Genomic DNA, 15,602 nt, shown 5'->3' with positions numbered 1-15,602 from the left:
GGGAATAGGAGGAGGATCAAAGAGGGAAGGCGGGGGCGTTAGCGATCGGGCACCGTTTCAAGGGGAAGCGCTTCGACCGCTTCTATCGCTTCGATCGGAAGGGCCTCCGTAGAAACGACTGCGCCCGCAGCAGTGGTCAGGTCGAGGGCGGGGGCGGTGCTGGCGGGTAGCTGGGCGGGGACAGGCCTGAGAATGTCGATGCCCTGCTTGGCCAGGGTTTGCAGCAGGCCGAGCTGACGATTTTGCTGGATGGTGCTTTGCAGGCGCTGGGCGATCGCCTCCCAGGAGAGCGCAGAGGTAGGGGTACCGGCCAGGGCCGCCTGCTCAAAGTAGTCGACTAGGCTGAGGCCCGCCATGCGGGTGAGGTAGGCGGCGCTGAGCCCCTGCACCAGGCCGCCAGCCAGGTAGGTGGCGAAGTGGCTCTTGAGTACAGCGGTGAGCACCTGGGTGGATAGCTCGACCAGGCCCAGCTTGACGGTGAGGCTGGCCAGGGTGCCAGCGGCGGTTTTGGCTTCCTCAAGGCTGAGGTTGACGCCGTAGAGTTTACCCAGATCCATGAGCAGCTGGCCGTTGATGGCGACGGTGGCCAGCAGATCGAGGGTGGGCACGGGGTTGGCAAAGGCGGCGGCCCCGGCCACCCACTGGAGCTGGTCGATCAGGGGCATGGCCCGATCGCGGCGCAGGCGGTTGAGGTCGATTTGCACCCGCTGGCGCAGGGCCTGGGTGCGGCGCAGCACGGTGGCGGCGACCAGGGTAGATGGCTCAGCGGCCAGGGTGCGATCGATGGCAGCGCGGAGGTCAGCGATCGCCGGTTCGGGGGTTTCCAGGGTCTCTACCACGGTGCCGTCGGCCTGGTGGCGGCGCACCTTAATGGGGCGAGGGGCAGCGGCGGTACTCACCACGGGCACCCCCGCCGGTAGGGCAGAGGCCCGCTGCTGGAGCTGGGCCAAAACGGTCTGCTGATCGGTGGGGTCGTAGTGGTCTTGCTTATTGAAGACCAGCACCGCTCCCTGCCCGGCAATCACGCGATCGCGCAGCAGCGTAAAGGCGCTGTTGGTGACATCGCCATCGGTCACGAGCAGCAGGCCGTCGTAGTTCAACCAGTCAGGGGTGACAGCCGGGGCCAGGGACAATTCCTCAAAGGTGAGCAGACCGGGGCCAGCATTTTGCTCAGCCTCGGGGGAGAGCAGGTTGAGCAAGGTGGTTTTGCCAGTGCGGGGATCGCCTGCGATCGCCACCCGCAGCGTCTGGCGGGCTAGCTCGATGCCCAGGGCCTGGTGTTCGTCCCGATAGGCCTTGAGGGTCTCTGGCGATATTGCTGCACTTTTGGCCAGAGCGACCTCCTGGGCCAGGGTGTCGAGCAGGGTCGCCAGCCCGGTCAGTTCAGCCTCTACCCGAGGGCGATCGACGACGGGCGGAGCAATTGGTTTAGCCGCCTTCTGGGTACGCTTCGCAAAGCCCCCCAGGCTAGCCCCGCCCCGCCGCCACCACCACACGCCCGATCCCAGGGCCACAGCACTCAGCAGCGTTGAGCTATCGAAAGGGTTGAAGTGGGCGCTACCTAGCAGCGCCAGGGTAGCCGATAGCCCCAGGCCGCCAACAAGCAGCGGGCGTTTGAGCAAAGACGGCAGCGCCAGTAGAGAGCCGAAGTCTCGCTTTGGCCCCGGCTCCGTACCCTCAAACCGATCCACACTGGCCCCGCTGGATGTATCGTCGTTGCCCATGCCCTCTAGCTCCATGGCCTAAACCGCCTCTTACAATCTGAGCGTGCCCTCTGCGTCACCGCGGCCTGCGCGATCGCCGCCGCCATCGCCAGATGGCACAGTTGAATATCCAATGAATGTCAAAATCTAAATCGAAGTCTAAATATCAGCGTCAAAGACGGCCAAGCTCAGGGCTACAATTCCGGTCTAGCGATCCCGGTACCACCATCCTAGGCCTATCCTGACATTTCCCATTGTTGCAAAGGGGCTGGCATTCCTCCAGTAGGGACTTCCTACCCATCGGCAGCGTAGATTCCGGCCCAGACGATGCCCCAAGTCGGGGTCGGTAATCCTACTGTAAACTGGTGTAGCGATCGCCCTGGCAGACTGGCTGCCCCACTGTTGGTCCCTGAACTGATCCAAATCTATGCACCCCACCCTGACGCCTGGTACCACCCTTCAAAACCGCTACCGTGTACTGCAAGAGCTGGGCTACGGCGGCTTTGGACGCACTTACCTGGCCGAAGATCTGGGCCGCTTTAACGAACGCTGCGCCGTCAAAGAACTCGAACCCCAGCAGGGCGACCAATTTTCTGACAAGGCGGTGCAGCTCTTTCAGCGCGAAGCCGCCATTCTCTACAGCATTGAGCATCCGCAAATTCCCAAATTTCAGGCCATCTTTGAGGAAAATCAGCGGCTATTTCTGGTTCAAGACTATATCGATGGGGTCACCTACCGCAGCCTGCTCAATCAGCGGCTTCAGCAGGGCATGGCCTTTTCAGAGGCCGAGGTGCGGCAGTTTTTGCAGCAGATGCTGCCGGTCCTGGCCCACATTCACAGCAAGGGCATTATTCACCGCGACATCAGCCCTGACAACATCATGCAGCGGCGCGCCGACGGCCTGCCGGTGCTGATCGACTTTGGGGTGGTCAAAGAAGTGGTCACCCGCATTCAGCCGCCCGGCCCCCACAGCCAGGCAACCTCCGTGGGCAAGCTGGGCTACGCCCCCAGCGAGCAAATGCAGTCGGGTCGGGCCTACCCCAGCAGCGATCTCTACGCCCTGGCGGTGACGGCCATTGTGCTGCTGACCGGCAAAGAACCCCAGGAAATTTTTGACGATGTCAACCTGAGCTGGAATTTGCCCAATACCCTTAGCCCTGGGCTGTTGCAGGTCTTGCAGCGGGCGACCAGCTACCGCCCCGGCGATCGCTACCAGTCGGTGAGCGAAATGGCCCAGGCCCTCGGCGCAGTGGGCACCAGGGCCGGACAGCCCGCCGCTGCCCCCCCGCCGCCCTCCCAGGTGCGCACCGTCGCCGTCGGGCGGCAGTATCAGCCCACCCAGGTGGGCGCCCCACCCCCGGCCCCCAGCTACACGGCCCCCGCCCCGGCTGTTGAACCCGCCTCAGTCTGGGAAAATCCTTGGGCTGTGGCGGTGATTGGCGGCGTTCTGGCCCTGGTGGCGGGCCTGGGCGGTTGGACCGTCGTCAGCCTGCTCAACCGCACCCCAGCGCCCACCCCGGTGCCCAGCCCAGAAATCACCCTGAACCCAACCCCTGAACCTACGCCCGAGCCAACCCCTGAACCCACCCCCGAGAACAGCCCGGTTGAATACAACCAAAACCTGTCTATTTCCCCCAGTGAAGACCGCACCGTGACCGGCAGCCTGCGCCAGAACGAAACCATCAACTATCGCCTCAAGGCCACCTCAGGCCAGGTGCTGCTGGCCCGAATGCAGGGTGAAGGGGTGCTGCTCACCGTGCTCAATGACCAGGGGCAGCCGATCGATGGCTCGGCCCAGCGGGTGCTGAACTGGCAGGGTACCCTCCCCGCCGATGGGGAATACACTCTGCAACTGCGGCCCGTGCAGGGGCTTGAGCAGAGCGACTACGAGTTAGAGGTCAGCCTCAGCGCCGTGCCCGAACCCGGCCCCTCCGTAGAGCCCCAGCCCCAGCCCCAGCCCACGGTCGAGCCGCCCCCGACGGTGGCGCCGGAGCCCTCCCCCAGCCCCGCACCGGATCTCAGTCAGCAGCGGGTGCAGATTCCACCGGGGCAAACCAGCGTGCAGGTGTCGGGTCAGGTCAACCAGGACCGCTCTCGCCGCTACATCATCAATGCCCAGGAGGGTCAGGTCTTAGCGCTCGAGCTGCCCACCGTCAGCGGCCCGGTAACCCTCGACGTTCGGTTTCCCAATGGCGAGATGATTCCCGATGCGTCGCGGGTGCTGTCGTGGCAGGGGCAGCTGCCCAGCAGCGGCGACTACATGGTGGATGTGAGTTCACCCCGCCCGTCTAACTACGTGCTGAAAGTTTCGGTGAACTAGGGTTCTTGGCAATCAGGTCTATGGCTTCTCTCAATGCTCTGCTGGTGGCCGGTACCGATACCGAAGTGGGTAAAACCGTCCTCACCAGCGCTCTGCTGGCCTACTGGCAGCAACATCGGCCTGCCCAGGCTCCGGCGGTGCTGAAGCCCTTTCAGTCGGGGGTCGGCGATCGCGAACTGTACCAGCGCCTGTTTTTCCCTCAAACCAGCCTGGAGGCGATTACCGCCCAGTACTTTGAGGCCCCCCTGGCCCCGCCGCTGGCCGCCGCCCTGGAGGGGCGCAGCGTTGACCTGGCGCTGGCCTGGCGCGCCCTAGAGGCAAGTACCCAGCAGCACCCCTGGGTCTTGGTCGAGGGGCTGGGGGGGCTAGGCTCGCCAGTAACCTACGAGCTGACCGTGGCCGACCTGGCGGCGGCCTGGCACCTGCCGGTGGTGCTGGTGGTGCCGGTCAGGCTGGGCGCGATCGCCCAGGCCGTCGCCAATGTGGCCCTGGCTCGCCAGAGGGGCATCGATCTGCGCGGCCTTGTCCTCAACTGTCCAACGGCGCTAACCGCCGAAGACATTGACCAGTGGGCACCCATCGACTTAGTGGCTGGCCTGACCCAAACCCCTGTGCTGGGCACCTTGCCCTACCTGGCCGATCCAGAGTCGCCGCAGGCCCTGGCCGCCGCCGCCGCTACCCTTACCCTAGAAGCGCTGCCCGCGCCCGCATCACAACCTGCGGCAAAACGTCGATAGAGGCGTCAACAGAGACGTTCTGCTGGTTAGCTGAGACAACGTTGGACAGCATTGATATTTCGCAGGCTGGGTGGCGCAACAGCAGAACCCAGCAGGCCTCAGGATCGGCCAGTGCTGGGTGACCCTGCGTTGCATCCGACCTACGTTGGACATCTGTCAGGCAGTCAGCGCGTTTTATCCGTCTCAGGCTCAGGGGGTTCGGGTCTCTGTCCCAGGCAGGAACCCGCTGGTTCGCCCAAGCAGGTCGGTGGACCGATCGGGCGAGATTTGGGGAGAAACCCCGACCAAATCGCCCGGAAAACAGTCGCGGCTGTTTTTTTTGCACTCGGCACTGACAGTGTCGGTTCTAATCAGCACCAGGGCCATGGCTCCCGAGGGAGGCACGGCTGGGGGAATAAAAAACATCATCGTCACTACCTCTTACGGCACCCTGGGTTGTCATGATCTGCGTATAGAGCTGCGATCGCTAGGGAATCTCGTCTACCCGAGGTATATCTACCCATCCCAGCAGGCAAATCTGCCCTAACCATATAAGCAAAACTCAATTTGACCAACCCATCCCAGGGAAGTTTTTGGGGGCGCGGCTCGACCTCTATGGTCTATAGGTTCGCTGTGGCCAGCAGGTTGAGGGGGCAAATAGGATCAAGACGCCAGGGGCAACGCCAGCGTTAGCAATACTTTAGCTAAAATCACAGCGCAGCGCACTGGGTTTAATGGCAATTGTTTAAGGGTAACTACAGTGGCCAACATCAGCGACATGACAGAACAGCGGAGGGATCGGCCTAGGCGGCTCAGGCGGTGGCTAGGATTGATGTTGCTCACCGCGCTGATCGCGGTGCAGCTGCGGCCCTACCTGGCGATCGCGGCCGTGGCCGAGCCACCCGCACACCGGACTGCCCCTGCAGCCAGCCTAGCCAGCCCCCGTTTGCTGGCCCAGCTTGAGCAGTTGCCCAGCGGCAGCGTAGCGCTAGCCAACTTTGACCCAGCGGTGAACGGGTTCCAGTTTTCTAACCAAGAGCTGCTGCAAGCCATCGACCTAAATCGCAATGCCCAGGCCTGGGAAGCGGTGCTTACCGAGCAGCTTCAGCAGCTTTTTGGCCCTCAGGTATGTGTGGGCGATGGTTCGGCCACCTGCGTGCTCACCGCTGCTGCCCGGAGCTGGCTCACCACCCAGCTAGGGGGTATGAAGCAGGGCCTTTCAGAGGGTATGGCCGCCGCCGCCCTCGACCTGTGGCAGCCCAGTCCACCGCGAATTCCCTGGTGGCAGCGGCTGGTCAATTTTTTGCTGGGGCACACGGTGTTTGGCCTGGCCCGCACGCTGTTTGACCTGCAAACCTTTATCGCCAACCTGTTTCTCATGCAGGGAGTGAGCGAAGTGTTTCAGCCCACCCAGACCGTTCGCGACACCTTTACGCCCACCCAAATCCTGCTGGCGATCGCGCAGGTGTTTTTGACCGGCTCGGCGGACCCATTTACGATGGGGGTCTACCGCCTGCTGGAGGGGGCGCTCACCGAGGGCCACGCCCTCACCCCCTACCGACTCGAAGACCGGGGCAGCGGCCAGTACTGGGTCTATGTCTACGACAGCAACTACCCCGCCGGTCGCCCCAGCAGCCCCACCGACCTCCACGTCGAGTTTGACACCCAGGCCGACACCTGGGCCTACCAGCCTACCCCCAGCGGGCCGAAATTTGGCGGCGATGCCCAGAGCAAAACCCTGGATCTGACCCAGCGATCGTGGCGGCAGCCCCCAGCCGAGAGTCAGCTCGCGGCCACCGGCCCCTTCACCTGTCCCTTTTGCGGCACCGAAACCGAGGCCGACGCTGGTGCCCAACCCTCTGTGGACATTGCGTTGATTGGTGAAGGAGTGCTCACGGTGGTGCCCTACGGCGGAGCTTTATTGTCTGAGGAGGCTGGTTCAAAGCCCTTTAGCAGCGATGATACCGTCGATCTAGTGCCCTTTAAAGGGGGACTCAGCCGCGCGGTGCCCGCCAGCTATCGCCTCCCTGCCGCCGCCCTGGGTCAGCCCCTGGAGGTTACCCTGAGTGGGGTAGCCCCTGGGCCGCGATCGCCCGTTACCCTACAGCTCACCGGGCCGGGGTACACCGCCAATGTGTCCGGCCTGGTGCTTAGCCCCGACCAGCGCCTGACCCTGTTTCTGGTTGCCAATGCTTCCGGCCCAGAGATTACGTTTGTCGCCAACCAGTCCACCGACATTCCCCAGCTCTCGATCGGCCTCAGCGATGAAACCCGTGCCTACCAGTTCGACTCATCGACGCCAGAAACTGGGTTCTCCATTACCGATCGCCGCGTGTCTAAAAGCGCTGGGTTTGACCTCAGCGGCCTGAGGCTGCCAGCGGGGCAGCGGGTGGCCCTAGCCGCCCAGGGCGATCTCAAGCGTCTCTACTTTGCCGACGACGATTTAGCTCCTAGCCAGTACGCCCTCACGGTCAAAAACCGCCTGGTGATCAAAGACCGCATTCAGCTGGGCGATCGCCAGCCTGACTTCATCAACTACACCCTCAGCTACGACGAGGAGATGCGGGCCAGGGGCATCCAGGTCGAAGGCCAACAACAGGCCTTTTTTGACTACGATCCCGCCTTTATTGACCCGGCAGAGCTGCCCCGGCAAACGCTGCTAGAGGCCTTTGACCAGCGCGAGGCTCCGATCGCCATTGCCTACGAGCCGCTCGCCGCAGGCGCCGCCCCTGGGCCTCTGCGGCTAGTGCCCTCTGGCAATGCGCCAGTGGGTGAGCGGGTGTTTGAGGGATTGTTGCAGAAGCAGGGGTAGGGGGGTGGGGAGATGAGGGGGTGGGGGAGATGAGGGGATGGGGGAGATGGGGGAGATGGGGAGATGGATGGGGAGTGGGGGAGTGGGGGAGTGGGGAGTGGGGAGTGGGGAGTGGGGGAGTGGGGGAGATGGCTAGTAGCTAGTCGAAGTCGGTGGGCTGGTCGGGGTTGTTTAAGGACTCAAAAAAACGCTGAATTTGGCTGGGGCTGGTGCGCCCCAGGGAAAGGGGCGGGATCTCGTGGGGGCCAAAAAAGTCTACCGCCGGGGTTTCGTAGCTGGGGGTGGGCTGGCCGCCGGTAATCTCACAGAGAAAGACTAATCGATAGCTGTGGTGCAGGGCGGGCGGGTGCCCGTGGCGGGGGTGAGCGCGATCGTAGCAGGCCAGCAGGCGGGTGGCGCGGGCGGTAAAGCCAGACTCCTCAAAGATTTCGCGCTCTACGGCGGAGCTGGGGGAATCGCCCACATCGGCCCAGCCGCCGGGCAGCGCCCACAGACCGTCGGAACGCTCCTGCACCAGCAAAATCTTTTGATCGCGAAACACGACCCCTCTGACATCGACTTTGGGGGTGGCATGCCCCTGCTCCCGCTGAAATAGCTCCAGTAGAGCAAGCGGGTCGGCCTGGGCCTGAGCGGCAAGCATGGCAACGGCAATGTCCTGCACCTGCCTGTAGCGCTCTGTGTCATAGGGATGATTTTTGTAGTGCAGCCCAGTCTGAGCAATGCCCAAAAGCTGCTGAATCCAGCTGAGCCAGGGTGAGATCATAGTGATGCAGATAGACGACAGGAGGCCAAAACGCGAAAATTATATTTGACAGACTGTTTGACGGATTGACGGATATACAGCCACCGTCAGATCGATTAGGTCATTCTGCACAGTCCTTTAGGGGGATGCCATAGGCCAATAGCTATAAATCCTGCCCTAATCGCATTGGCCATCGCTATATTTGCGGGTATTTAACCCGGCGGCCTCAACAATTTGGCGACATCGGCCAGTTGATTTGGCGGCACAGCCCAATACTTTAATCTGGCTGTGCCACCGACATCGCAACCTGAGCTGCGCCCTTAGACCCAGACCGACAGACTGCACAGAGCGCTACAGAAAAAATAGCCCCAGGCGCTGCCATAGCGGTAAACCAGTCGGGGATCAAGCCAGAATGGCCCTAAATCGCCCTGGACGCCCAACAGGCCAATGAGTATTTCTACTGCCATCCCAAAATCTGACATCACTCATAGAGTGTTTATAAAACTTAAGTTAATCTTTCTCTGGCGGCGAAAAAAATGTGCGTGGGGCATCAATAACCCAGGAATCAAGGGATTGATTCGGTGTGGAGATGGCGCGATCGCAGCGCACTGGCTGTTTAACCTGCTGCTATGCAATAAACCCTTAAATTACTTAATAAAATTCTCATGAAGGGAATGATAGGATTTCCTCAAGTAAGCCATAAGCTTTGCTTCTACATTGCTGGTCGCTGTTTTCTGGAGAGTATAGTCATGTCTAGTAACCCCGTTGGAATCAAGCCCGAAACTAGGAACCACAAAGGATTTTTTGTGCAAGACGCCGACTACGAGCTAGTCAGTATCGAAGCCTCTGGTTGGGCCCTGATTTGCGTTGACGACGCTGTTTGTCACTACGTCGATCCCGACAATCTCCTGATTCAGAACCTAGAGGCTTAGGATAACTTCGGACCAGCTATCTGCCTAGTCCAGGGCAATTTGTGTGTTAATCCGCCAGTAACTCTGGTCTTTTTGGTAGGCTGCTCTAGACGATAGGGCAGCCTATTCTTGTTTTACAATTCTAAATGCACCCATGAAGCAAATGCCCATCACTCAACGCATCTCTAGCCTAATTAGCTGGGTACTCGTGGCCGATCTAGGGCTGGTGCTGCTCAGCCTGGGCTGGTTTTTGGTCGCCGTGCTGGGGCGCAGCATGAACCTGGACCTGGGCCTAGACCTCTGGTATTCGCTGTGGAACCCGCTCATTTTGCCCGCCCTTAGCGTGCTGATGGCAGGGGCGATCGCCAGCGGCATAGTCGGCTGGGTAGGGCGACGGCTCAACACCGACCCCTCTTGATAACGTTCAAACGCTTGAACGTTCATAGGAGACATGTCTTAACCAAACTGGCTACAGCTATCCCCGCAAAGAAGCTACCCGCAGTTCTGTACGTCGGACCTACCACATGCGCTGGGTGCGGGTGTACCAGCGCAGCAGCACCCGCGCCAGACGTTCGCTGTGGTGGCGCACCGTCAGATTTTCCCGCTCCTCCATGACATTGGCGGCGATAATGCGGCGGCCCGAATCGAGAATAGCGGCGCGATCGAGCAGCACCGGCCCCACCCCGGCTCGGGCGTAGTGGCTAATCACCGCATCTGAGGGCATCACCTTCTGCACCAGCACCGCATCAAACAGGTAGCAGCCGCAGGCCGAATCGATCGCCCGAATGTGGTCAGACACCGAAAACCCGTCAGTCTCGCCGGGTTCGGTCATGATGTTGCACACGTAGATGCGGGGCACCTGCCGGGCCGCGATCGCCTTCACCAGATCGGGCACCAGCAGGTTGGGAATAATGCTCGTGTAGAGGCTGCCGGGGCCAATCACAATGTAGTCGGCCTCTTCGATCGCCCTGATCGCCTTCGGCAGCGGCGGCGGGTTGGGAGGCAGGCAGCCAATGTGCACAATGCGGCCCCGCGCCTCGGTAATTTTAGACTCGCCCACAATTCGCCGACCATCGCTCAGCTCGGCCCACAGCTGTACATCCACCGAGGTTGAGGGCAGCACCTGCCCCCGCACCGCCAGCACCTTAGAACTGGCGGCAATGGCCTGCTCCAGATCCCCTGTGATCTCGTTCATGGCGGTCAAAAACAGGTTGCCAAAGCTGTGGCCCACCAGCCCGCTGCCCGCCTCAAATCGGTACTGAAATAGCTCGGTGAGCAGCTTTTCCTCATCGGCCAGCGCCGCCAGGCAGTTGCGAATATCCCCCGGCGGCAGCACCCCCATTTCGCGCCGCAGCCGCCCCGACGAGCCGCCATCGTCGGCCACCGTAACGATAGCGGTAATGTTGGAGCTGTACCGCTTCATGCCGCGCAGCAGATTGGACAGCCCGGTGCCGCCGCCAATCACCACCATCTTCGGCCCCCGCGACAGCCGCCGCTGGGCCAGCAGGGCATCGAGCAGCTCTTCCTCGTTGCCGGGAATCAGCACATCGGTGATAGCGCCTACGGTGCGACTTTGGCCCCAAAAAATCAGCCCCAGCCCCAGCAAAATGCCCAGCGGGCCGCTAATGTAGTTGGGTACGTGGGTTGTAAACGCCCGCAGTGCCGCCCCCAGCAGCTGCCCCGTATAAAATACGGGCGTCAGCTTGAGCCAGATCATCACCCCCACTCCCACCAGCAGCACCCCAGCCATGCTGAGGAACAGCCATCGTTTGACGAGCAGACCCGGCGCTAGCCATCCCATAAGTCGGTTAACCCGGCGGGGAGGAGCCAGGGTTAGGGTCTCCCGCCTGACCTGCTGAAACAGCCGGGCCAGAGCCTGATACAAAGATTTTAAGAACATGAAAGGAGGCCGATAGCAATCTGACCAGCCCAAAAGGCATTTAAACACAGGCGTCTGCTGGTGTTCTCGACCATCTAGATGCCCCACCCAGGCCAACGGTGGCCTGCCCTATCCCGACCCGCATTGCGGTATACCTTGAAACGCCTGCGGGAGTTTCAAGCAGCCTTTGATAGGATTGAGCACCAGCGCCTTAGATTTTAGCGGCTATTTGATAGAGTCAAAGCATGGATATGCCCCTAGGCTGTTAATGATTGGTAAAGCCGCCCCTTCAGGTGGGCGGGTCTGGGCAGCTAGATCATCTAGATCATTCGGCATATATGGGTACACACATCGGTAAAGTCTATGCCCGATTCCCACAATCACGGCCCTGATCCTGGGCAGTCCGGATTGCCCCTGGCGGTAGTGGGGGCCTCCCAGCCCGACCTAGCCGACTGCGACGGTGAGGTGCTGCTAGAGTTGCGGGGTATTTCTAAGCGCTTTGGCACAAACCAGGTGCTCGACAATGTCGACTTAACCCTGTACCGGGGCGAGGCGGTAGCCATCATCGGTCCCTCGGGCACGGGCAAATCAACGATTTTAAGAATTATTGCCGGGCTACTTTCCCCCGACGAGGGAGAAATTTATGTGCAGGGAAAACGTCGAGAAGGGCTGATTGAAGATTCGCCCGACCTGGTGGGCATTGGCATGGTGTTTCAGCAGGCCGCCCTCTTTGACTCGCTGACGGTGGAGGAGAACGTGGGGTTTTTGCTCTACCAGCACTCTAATTTGCCGGCCCGACAGATTCGCGAGATCGTAGATGAGGTGCTCGACATGGTGGGGCTACCGGGTACAGGCAAAAGCTACCCGGCAGAGCTATCGGGGGGCATGCGCAAGCGAGTTAGTTTTGCCAGAGCAATTGTGTCGAACCCAGAAAACCCTCAGGATCGACCGGCGCTGCTGCTGTACGACGAGCCTACGGCCGGGCTCGACCCGATCGCCTCTACGGTTATCGAAGACCTGATTCGTGATATTAAAGGCAACAACGGGTGCAGCTCCTATCTGATCGTCACCCACCAGGACAGTACCATTCGTCGCACCGCTGACCGGGTCATTTTCCTACACCGGGGTAAAATCCAGTGGCAGGGGCCGGTAACCGAGGTAGATGAAACCGACAATCCCTTCGTCAGGCAGTTTTTTAGCGGCAGGGTCGAGGGGCCGATTCAGCTGGTGCACTAGCGCCTTGCCCACGGGCCGGATCTGAATGCTGGATCTGGCGTTAACCCAGGCAGGTGGGGCTGATTCGGTACAGAATGGGGTTGTGATCAAACCAGTTCAGCGGTTGGGGTAAGAGGCACCATGCGGGCAAGGGCAATTCGAGAAGGGTCGGTGGGGCTGCTAATTCTAATTGCGGTGGGGCTATTTGGCGGTCTGGTGCTGTGGCTACGAGGGCTGAATCCCGGCAGCCGCAGCTATCGGGCTACGTTTGTATTTGCCAATACCCTGGGCATGCAGGAGGGCACCAACGTGCGCTACCGGGGGGTGCCGGTAGGGCAAGTGCTCCGCATTATTCCCTCCACCAACGCTGTCGAGGTGGCGGTAGAAATCACGGACAGCAATCTGCGCATTCCGCGCGATGCCTCCATTCTGGTCAACCAGTCGGGGCTGATTGGTGACACCACCATCGACATTACGCCCCAGCGCCCGCTCACTTCGCCGGAGCTGGCCCTCAGCCCCACGGCGGCCGACTGCGCAGGCAGCGCCATTATCTGCAATGGCGATCGCCTGGACGGTGAAGTAGGGGCCAGCTACGAGTCGCTGATTCGCTCGGCGGAGGGATTGGCTAACGCCTTTGCCGATCCCGAAATCATCGGCGATCTGAAAGTTACCCTTAAAAACGCCACCGCTCTGACAGAGAGTGCCAACCAGCTGTCGCTGGAGCTGATTGGTCTATCGCGGCAGCTACAGACCGATCTGGGACCGCTGGTGGCCTCAGCCAACCGCGCCACCGACAACGTTGGCAATGCCGCTGCCGAGTTTGAGGTGACCGGCACCGAAATTAACCGTCTGGTGGTAACCAATCGGGGCACCCTGACCACGACCCTCGACAACATCAACCGCAGCGTTGCCGATATCCAGAGCATTACCTCGACCCTGAGTCCGGCCCTTCAGAACAGCGACTTTTTGGTCAACCTCGATCGCCTCTCCGCCAACGCCGCCGATGCCGCCGCCGACATTCGCTCGATTACGGGCACGTTTAACAGCCCCGAGAATCTGATCATGCTGCAGCAGACCCTCGATTCGGCCCGCAGCGTGTTTCAAAGCGCCCACAAGGTCATTGCCGACGTAGACGAACTCACGGGCGACCCCGCCCTGCGCCGCAGCCTGCGCGACCTGATCAACGGCCTCAGTGGCCTGGTTTCGCTCACCAACCAGCTCCAGCAGGCGGGGCAGGTGGCCCAGGTGTTGACCCCGGCGGCGGGCGAACAGCTGCAGCGGGTGACCTTTACCCCGGTGCCAGCGCCCCAGACGGCTCGGCCTGCGGCCCCCCAGCCCCCCAGCCCGGGAGCTGGCCCGGCCCCGGCGACCATTACCTACCAGGGGCAGACGTACCAGCTCCATGTGCAGTCTTTTCAGCCCCACTAGGGCGATTGCCCCCTTTTTGCCATGGTCCAGGATTGCGACAACAACGACTTTTTTCAGTTTGAGGCCGACTTTGTGGAGTCACTGCGCTGTATTCCCATGCAGGTGCGGCTCAAGCTTGACACCTGCGGGGTCAAGCTCAAGCTGGAGCAATGGCATCGGTTTAGCGCGGGCGATCGCGAACGCCTGACCCTGCTGCCCTGCGGCGATCGCGCCTCTACCCTGGCCTACGCCGCCTGCGTGCAGGACCTGGTGGTTCACGTCCAGGGCACCCCGGCCTCCACCCTAGCCATAGACCCCCACCCCCCTTGGCACAACGGCGCAGAGATTCCCCCCGCAGTGCAGGGCCAGGCAGCCTTAGCAGGGGTTCAGCTAAGTCTGGAGCAGTGGCGATCGCTGCGGCCCCTCCAGCGCTTTGCCCTGATTAAACTCAGCCGCCCCAGCCACGAAAACCGCAACTTTTATCCCGCCCTCGTGGAATTTGGGTTAGCCCCCGCCAAGGGTCCAGAGCTTCCGTAGACCATGTTCACGGGGCGAACATTTTTAAGCAAAACCTCATCCATAATGGTTGTGGTTTTCTCTCCCCCACCCCCAGGTCTATGGTTACCCTACACAATGGCCCCACGACACCGACCCAGGACCACGTTCAGGCCACCCGGCAGCGCATCGACGCCTATATTCAAACCATCGCCAGCAGCCCCGATCGCCGGGATGGGGCATTTCCCTACTACCTTTTCCACGACGCGGGTACCCCGATTCAGGGCACCGTCCTGATGTTCCACGGCTTTAGCGCCAAACCCCACCAAATGTCGCGCCTGGCCGACTATCTCTTCCGCAACGGCTTTAACGTGTACCAGGCCACGCTGGCGGGGCATGCCTACCGTATCCCCGACAAGTACTGGCCCCAGGTAGACCTCAAGCCTGAAATTTTAAATCCCCTGCGCGAAAAAGTCGGCGCTGACCCGGTGCTGCAAACCTTTTTGGCCAACATGGCGGCCAGTGGCGACGCCAGCGCATCGACCCTATCCCCACTGCAAATGGCCGGGTTAATCGCTCGCCTCAGCCAGCTAGAGCCGCGTCTACTCGACATCGTCGCGGCGATCGAGCGCGATAACGACCCCGACTTTGACCGCTATTTTATCTCCTCTCACCTGGCCTACCTGACCGATGCCCAGGCTCGCCTGGACGAGCTAGAGGCCATGCCGGGGCCAGTCTATACCGTCGGGCTATCGGTCGGTGGAGCCGTGGCCCTGGCCCTGGGGGCCAAAAACCCGCAGCGGGTGGCTCAGGTGGTGGCCTTTGCGCCCCTGCTGGAGGTGTACGGCGAAACCCGCGAGCGCTATGTCAACCTGGCTGGCCCCCTCGATATTCGAGAGTTTGGCTGGGATGATTTGCACTTTCCGCTGGGCTGCTTTACCGCCGCCAATCGGTTTGGCGCATTTGTGCGCAAAGGTGACAATGTTGCGGCCCTACAGCCCAAACCAACGCTGATGATTTTGACCGAAAACGAAGACGCGGCCAATATCCAGACCAACCAAAAATTTGCCCAATCCCTGGGGCACGGCGGGCTGCTTAAAACCTACGACAACCACTACCTGTACACTTTTCCAAGCTCGGCCCTGGTGCCCCACCCCATGGTCGACCCGCTGGAGCGCAGCCAAAACATGAGCAATGGCTACTGGAAACCAATGTACCAAGAGGTGTTTCGCTTTTTGACCCAAACCGAGTTCCAGGGCAGCAGTTTGGAGCAGATTAACGAAGTAGCAGACCTGCCAGCGGTACCCCCGGTTTAAGGGAGTGCGGGCTGGTGAGGCGGCAGAGTGGAGGGGTGAGTGAGTAGGGGAGTGGTGGGGTGAGGGAGTAGGGGGGTAGGGGGGAA

13 protein-coding genes are annotated in these 15,602 nt (G+C 61.2%); 9 read left to right on the top strand and 4 right to left on the bottom strand.

Going from position 1 to position 15,602, the window contains the following annotated elements; translation table 11 throughout:
• Window positions 1–38: 38 nt before the first annotated feature.
• A complete protein-coding gene (locus LEPTO7104_RS34950; RefSeq protein WP_017300890.1) occupies window positions 39–1,739 on the bottom strand; it encodes a slr1306 family protein in 1,701 nt (566 codons plus the stop codon).
• Window positions 1,740–2,130: 391 nt separating this feature from the next.
• On the opposite strand from LEPTO7104_RS34950, the gene LEPTO7104_RS0122715 reads away from it, so the two are divergent.
• Both LEPTO7104_RS0122715 and bioD read left to right on the top strand, forming a co-directional pair.
• On the top strand, window positions 2,131–4,023 hold the full coding sequence (locus LEPTO7104_RS0122715) for a serine/threonine-protein kinase (RefSeq protein WP_017300889.1): 1,893 nt from the start codon (window positions 2,131–2,133) through the stop codon (window positions 4,021–4,023).
• A gap of 20 nt (window positions 4,024–4,043) precedes the next feature.
• On the top strand, window positions 4,044–4,760 hold the full coding sequence (bioD, locus tag LEPTO7104_RS0122710; RefSeq protein WP_017300888.1) for a dethiobiotin synthase: 717 nt from the start codon (window positions 4,044–4,046) through the stop codon (window positions 4,758–4,760).
• A 189-nt stretch (window positions 4,761–4,949) separates the two neighbouring features.
• On the opposite strand, the gene LEPTO7104_RS0122705 is transcribed toward bioD, so the two are convergent.
• A complete protein-coding gene (locus LEPTO7104_RS0122705; RefSeq protein WP_017300887.1) occupies window positions 4,950–5,168 on the bottom strand; it encodes a hypothetical protein in 219 nt (72 codons plus the stop codon).
• Window positions 5,169–5,571: 403 nt separating this feature from the next.
• Here LEPTO7104_RS0122705 and LEPTO7104_RS0122700 point away from each other — a divergent pair, with 403 nt between their 5' ends.
• On the top strand, window positions 5,572–7,551 hold the full coding sequence (locus tag LEPTO7104_RS0122700; RefSeq protein WP_017300886.1) for a hypothetical protein: 1,980 nt from the start codon (window positions 5,572–5,574) through the stop codon (window positions 7,549–7,551).
• A 139-nt stretch (window positions 7,552–7,690) separates the two neighbouring features.
• On the opposite strand, the gene LEPTO7104_RS0122695 is transcribed toward LEPTO7104_RS0122700, so the two are convergent.
• Complete coding sequence (locus LEPTO7104_RS0122695) at window positions 7,691–8,314, bottom strand: NUDIX hydrolase (protein WP_017300885.1); 624 nt, start codon at window positions 8,312–8,314, stop codon at window positions 7,691–7,693.
• Window positions 8,315–9,042: 728 nt separating this feature from the next.
• On the opposite strand from LEPTO7104_RS0122695, the gene LEPTO7104_RS0122685 reads away from it, so the two are divergent.
• Together LEPTO7104_RS0122685 and LEPTO7104_RS0122680 are read left to right on the top strand one after the other, a co-directional pair.
• The gene (locus LEPTO7104_RS0122685; RefSeq protein WP_017300883.1) at window positions 9,043–9,225 is read left to right on the top strand and encodes a hypothetical protein; all 183 of its coding nucleotides are present in this window, start codon (window positions 9,043–9,045) and stop codon (window positions 9,223–9,225) included.
• Between the two features lie 133 nt (window positions 9,226–9,358).
• Window positions 9,359–9,622: a hypothetical protein gene (locus LEPTO7104_RS0122680; protein ID WP_017300882.1), complete on the top strand. Its 264-nt coding sequence runs from the start codon at window positions 9,359–9,361 to the stop codon at window positions 9,620–9,622.
• 99 nt (window positions 9,623–9,721) lie between these two features.
• On the opposite strand, the gene LEPTO7104_RS0122675 is transcribed toward LEPTO7104_RS0122680, so the two are convergent.
• Window positions 9,722–11,104: a gluconeogenesis factor YvcK family protein gene (locus tag LEPTO7104_RS0122675; protein WP_017300881.1), complete on the bottom strand. Its 1,383-nt coding sequence runs from the start codon at window positions 11,102–11,104 to the stop codon at window positions 9,722–9,724.
• A 342-nt stretch (window positions 11,105–11,446) separates the two neighbouring features.
• Between LEPTO7104_RS0122675 and LEPTO7104_RS0122670 the strand changes: the two genes are divergently transcribed.
• From LEPTO7104_RS0122670 to LEPTO7104_RS0122655, 4 genes are all read left to right on the top strand, one after another.
• Entirely contained in the window at window positions 11,447–12,319 is an 873-nt protein-coding gene (locus tag LEPTO7104_RS0122670; RefSeq protein WP_017300880.1) for an ABC transporter ATP-binding protein, read from the top strand.
• A gap of 120 nt (window positions 12,320–12,439) precedes the next feature.
• On the top strand, window positions 12,440–13,726 hold the full coding sequence (locus tag LEPTO7104_RS0122665) for an MlaD family protein (protein ID WP_017300879.1): 1,287 nt from the start codon (window positions 12,440–12,442) through the stop codon (window positions 13,724–13,726).
• Between the two features lie 21 nt (window positions 13,727–13,747).
• A complete protein-coding gene (locus LEPTO7104_RS0122660) occupies window positions 13,748–14,242 on the top strand; it encodes a nitrate reductase associated protein (protein WP_017300878.1) in 495 nt (164 codons plus the stop codon).
• A gap of 80 nt (window positions 14,243–14,322) precedes the next feature.
• Window positions 14,323–15,516: an alpha/beta fold hydrolase gene (locus LEPTO7104_RS0122655; protein ID WP_017300877.1), complete on the top strand. Its 1,194-nt coding sequence runs from the start codon at window positions 14,323–14,325 to the stop codon at window positions 15,514–15,516.
• The last annotated feature ends 86 nt before the right edge of the window (window positions 15,517–15,602 follow it).

It is taken from the genome of Nodosilinea nodulosa PCC 7104 (assembly GCF_000309385.1).
Taxonomy (GTDB): domain Bacteria; phylum Cyanobacteriota; class Cyanobacteriia; order Phormidesmidales; family Phormidesmidaceae; genus Nodosilinea; species Nodosilinea nodulosa.
This window is presented reverse-complemented; position numbering and strand designations above follow the sequence as displayed.

Bases quoted from the DNA above. Each gene is read 5' to 3' on its own strand.
- LEPTO7104_RS34950 (WP_017300890.1), bottom strand. From the start codon at position 1,739: ATGGAGCTAGAGGGCATGGGCAACGACGATACATCCAGCGGGGCCAGT.
- LEPTO7104_RS0122715 (WP_017300889.1), top strand. From the start codon at position 2,131: ATGCACCCCACCCTGACGCCTGGTACCACCCTTCAAAACCGCTACCGT.
- bioD (WP_017300888.1), top strand. From the start codon at position 4,044: ATGGCTTCTCTCAATGCTCTGCTGGTGGCCGGTACCGATACCGAAGTG.
- LEPTO7104_RS0122705 (WP_017300887.1), bottom strand. From the start codon at position 5,168: ATGATGTTTTTTATTCCCCCAGCCGTGCCTCCCTCGGGAGCCATGGCC.
- LEPTO7104_RS0122700 (WP_017300886.1), top strand. From the start codon at position 5,572: ATGTTGCTCACCGCGCTGATCGCGGTGCAGCTGCGGCCCTACCTGGCG.
- LEPTO7104_RS0122695 (WP_017300885.1), bottom strand. From the start codon at position 8,314: ATGATCTCACCCTGGCTCAGCTGGATTCAGCAGCTTTTGGGCATTGCT.
- LEPTO7104_RS0122685 (WP_017300883.1), top strand. From the start codon at position 9,043: ATGTCTAGTAACCCCGTTGGAATCAAGCCCGAAACTAGGAACCACAAA.
- LEPTO7104_RS0122680 (WP_017300882.1), top strand. From the start codon at position 9,359: ATGAAGCAAATGCCCATCACTCAACGCATCTCTAGCCTAATTAGCTGG.
- LEPTO7104_RS0122675 (WP_017300881.1), bottom strand. From the start codon at position 11,104: ATGTTCTTAAAATCTTTGTATCAGGCTCTGGCCCGGCTGTTTCAGCAG.
- LEPTO7104_RS0122670 (WP_017300880.1), top strand. From the start codon at position 11,447: ATGCCCGATTCCCACAATCACGGCCCTGATCCTGGGCAGTCCGGATTG.
- LEPTO7104_RS0122665 (WP_017300879.1), top strand. From the start codon at position 12,440: ATGCGGGCAAGGGCAATTCGAGAAGGGTCGGTGGGGCTGCTAATTCTA.
- LEPTO7104_RS0122660 (WP_017300878.1), top strand. From the start codon at position 13,748: ATGGTCCAGGATTGCGACAACAACGACTTTTTTCAGTTTGAGGCCGAC.
- LEPTO7104_RS0122655 (WP_017300877.1), top strand. From the start codon at position 14,323: ATGGTTACCCTACACAATGGCCCCACGACACCGACCCAGGACCACGTT.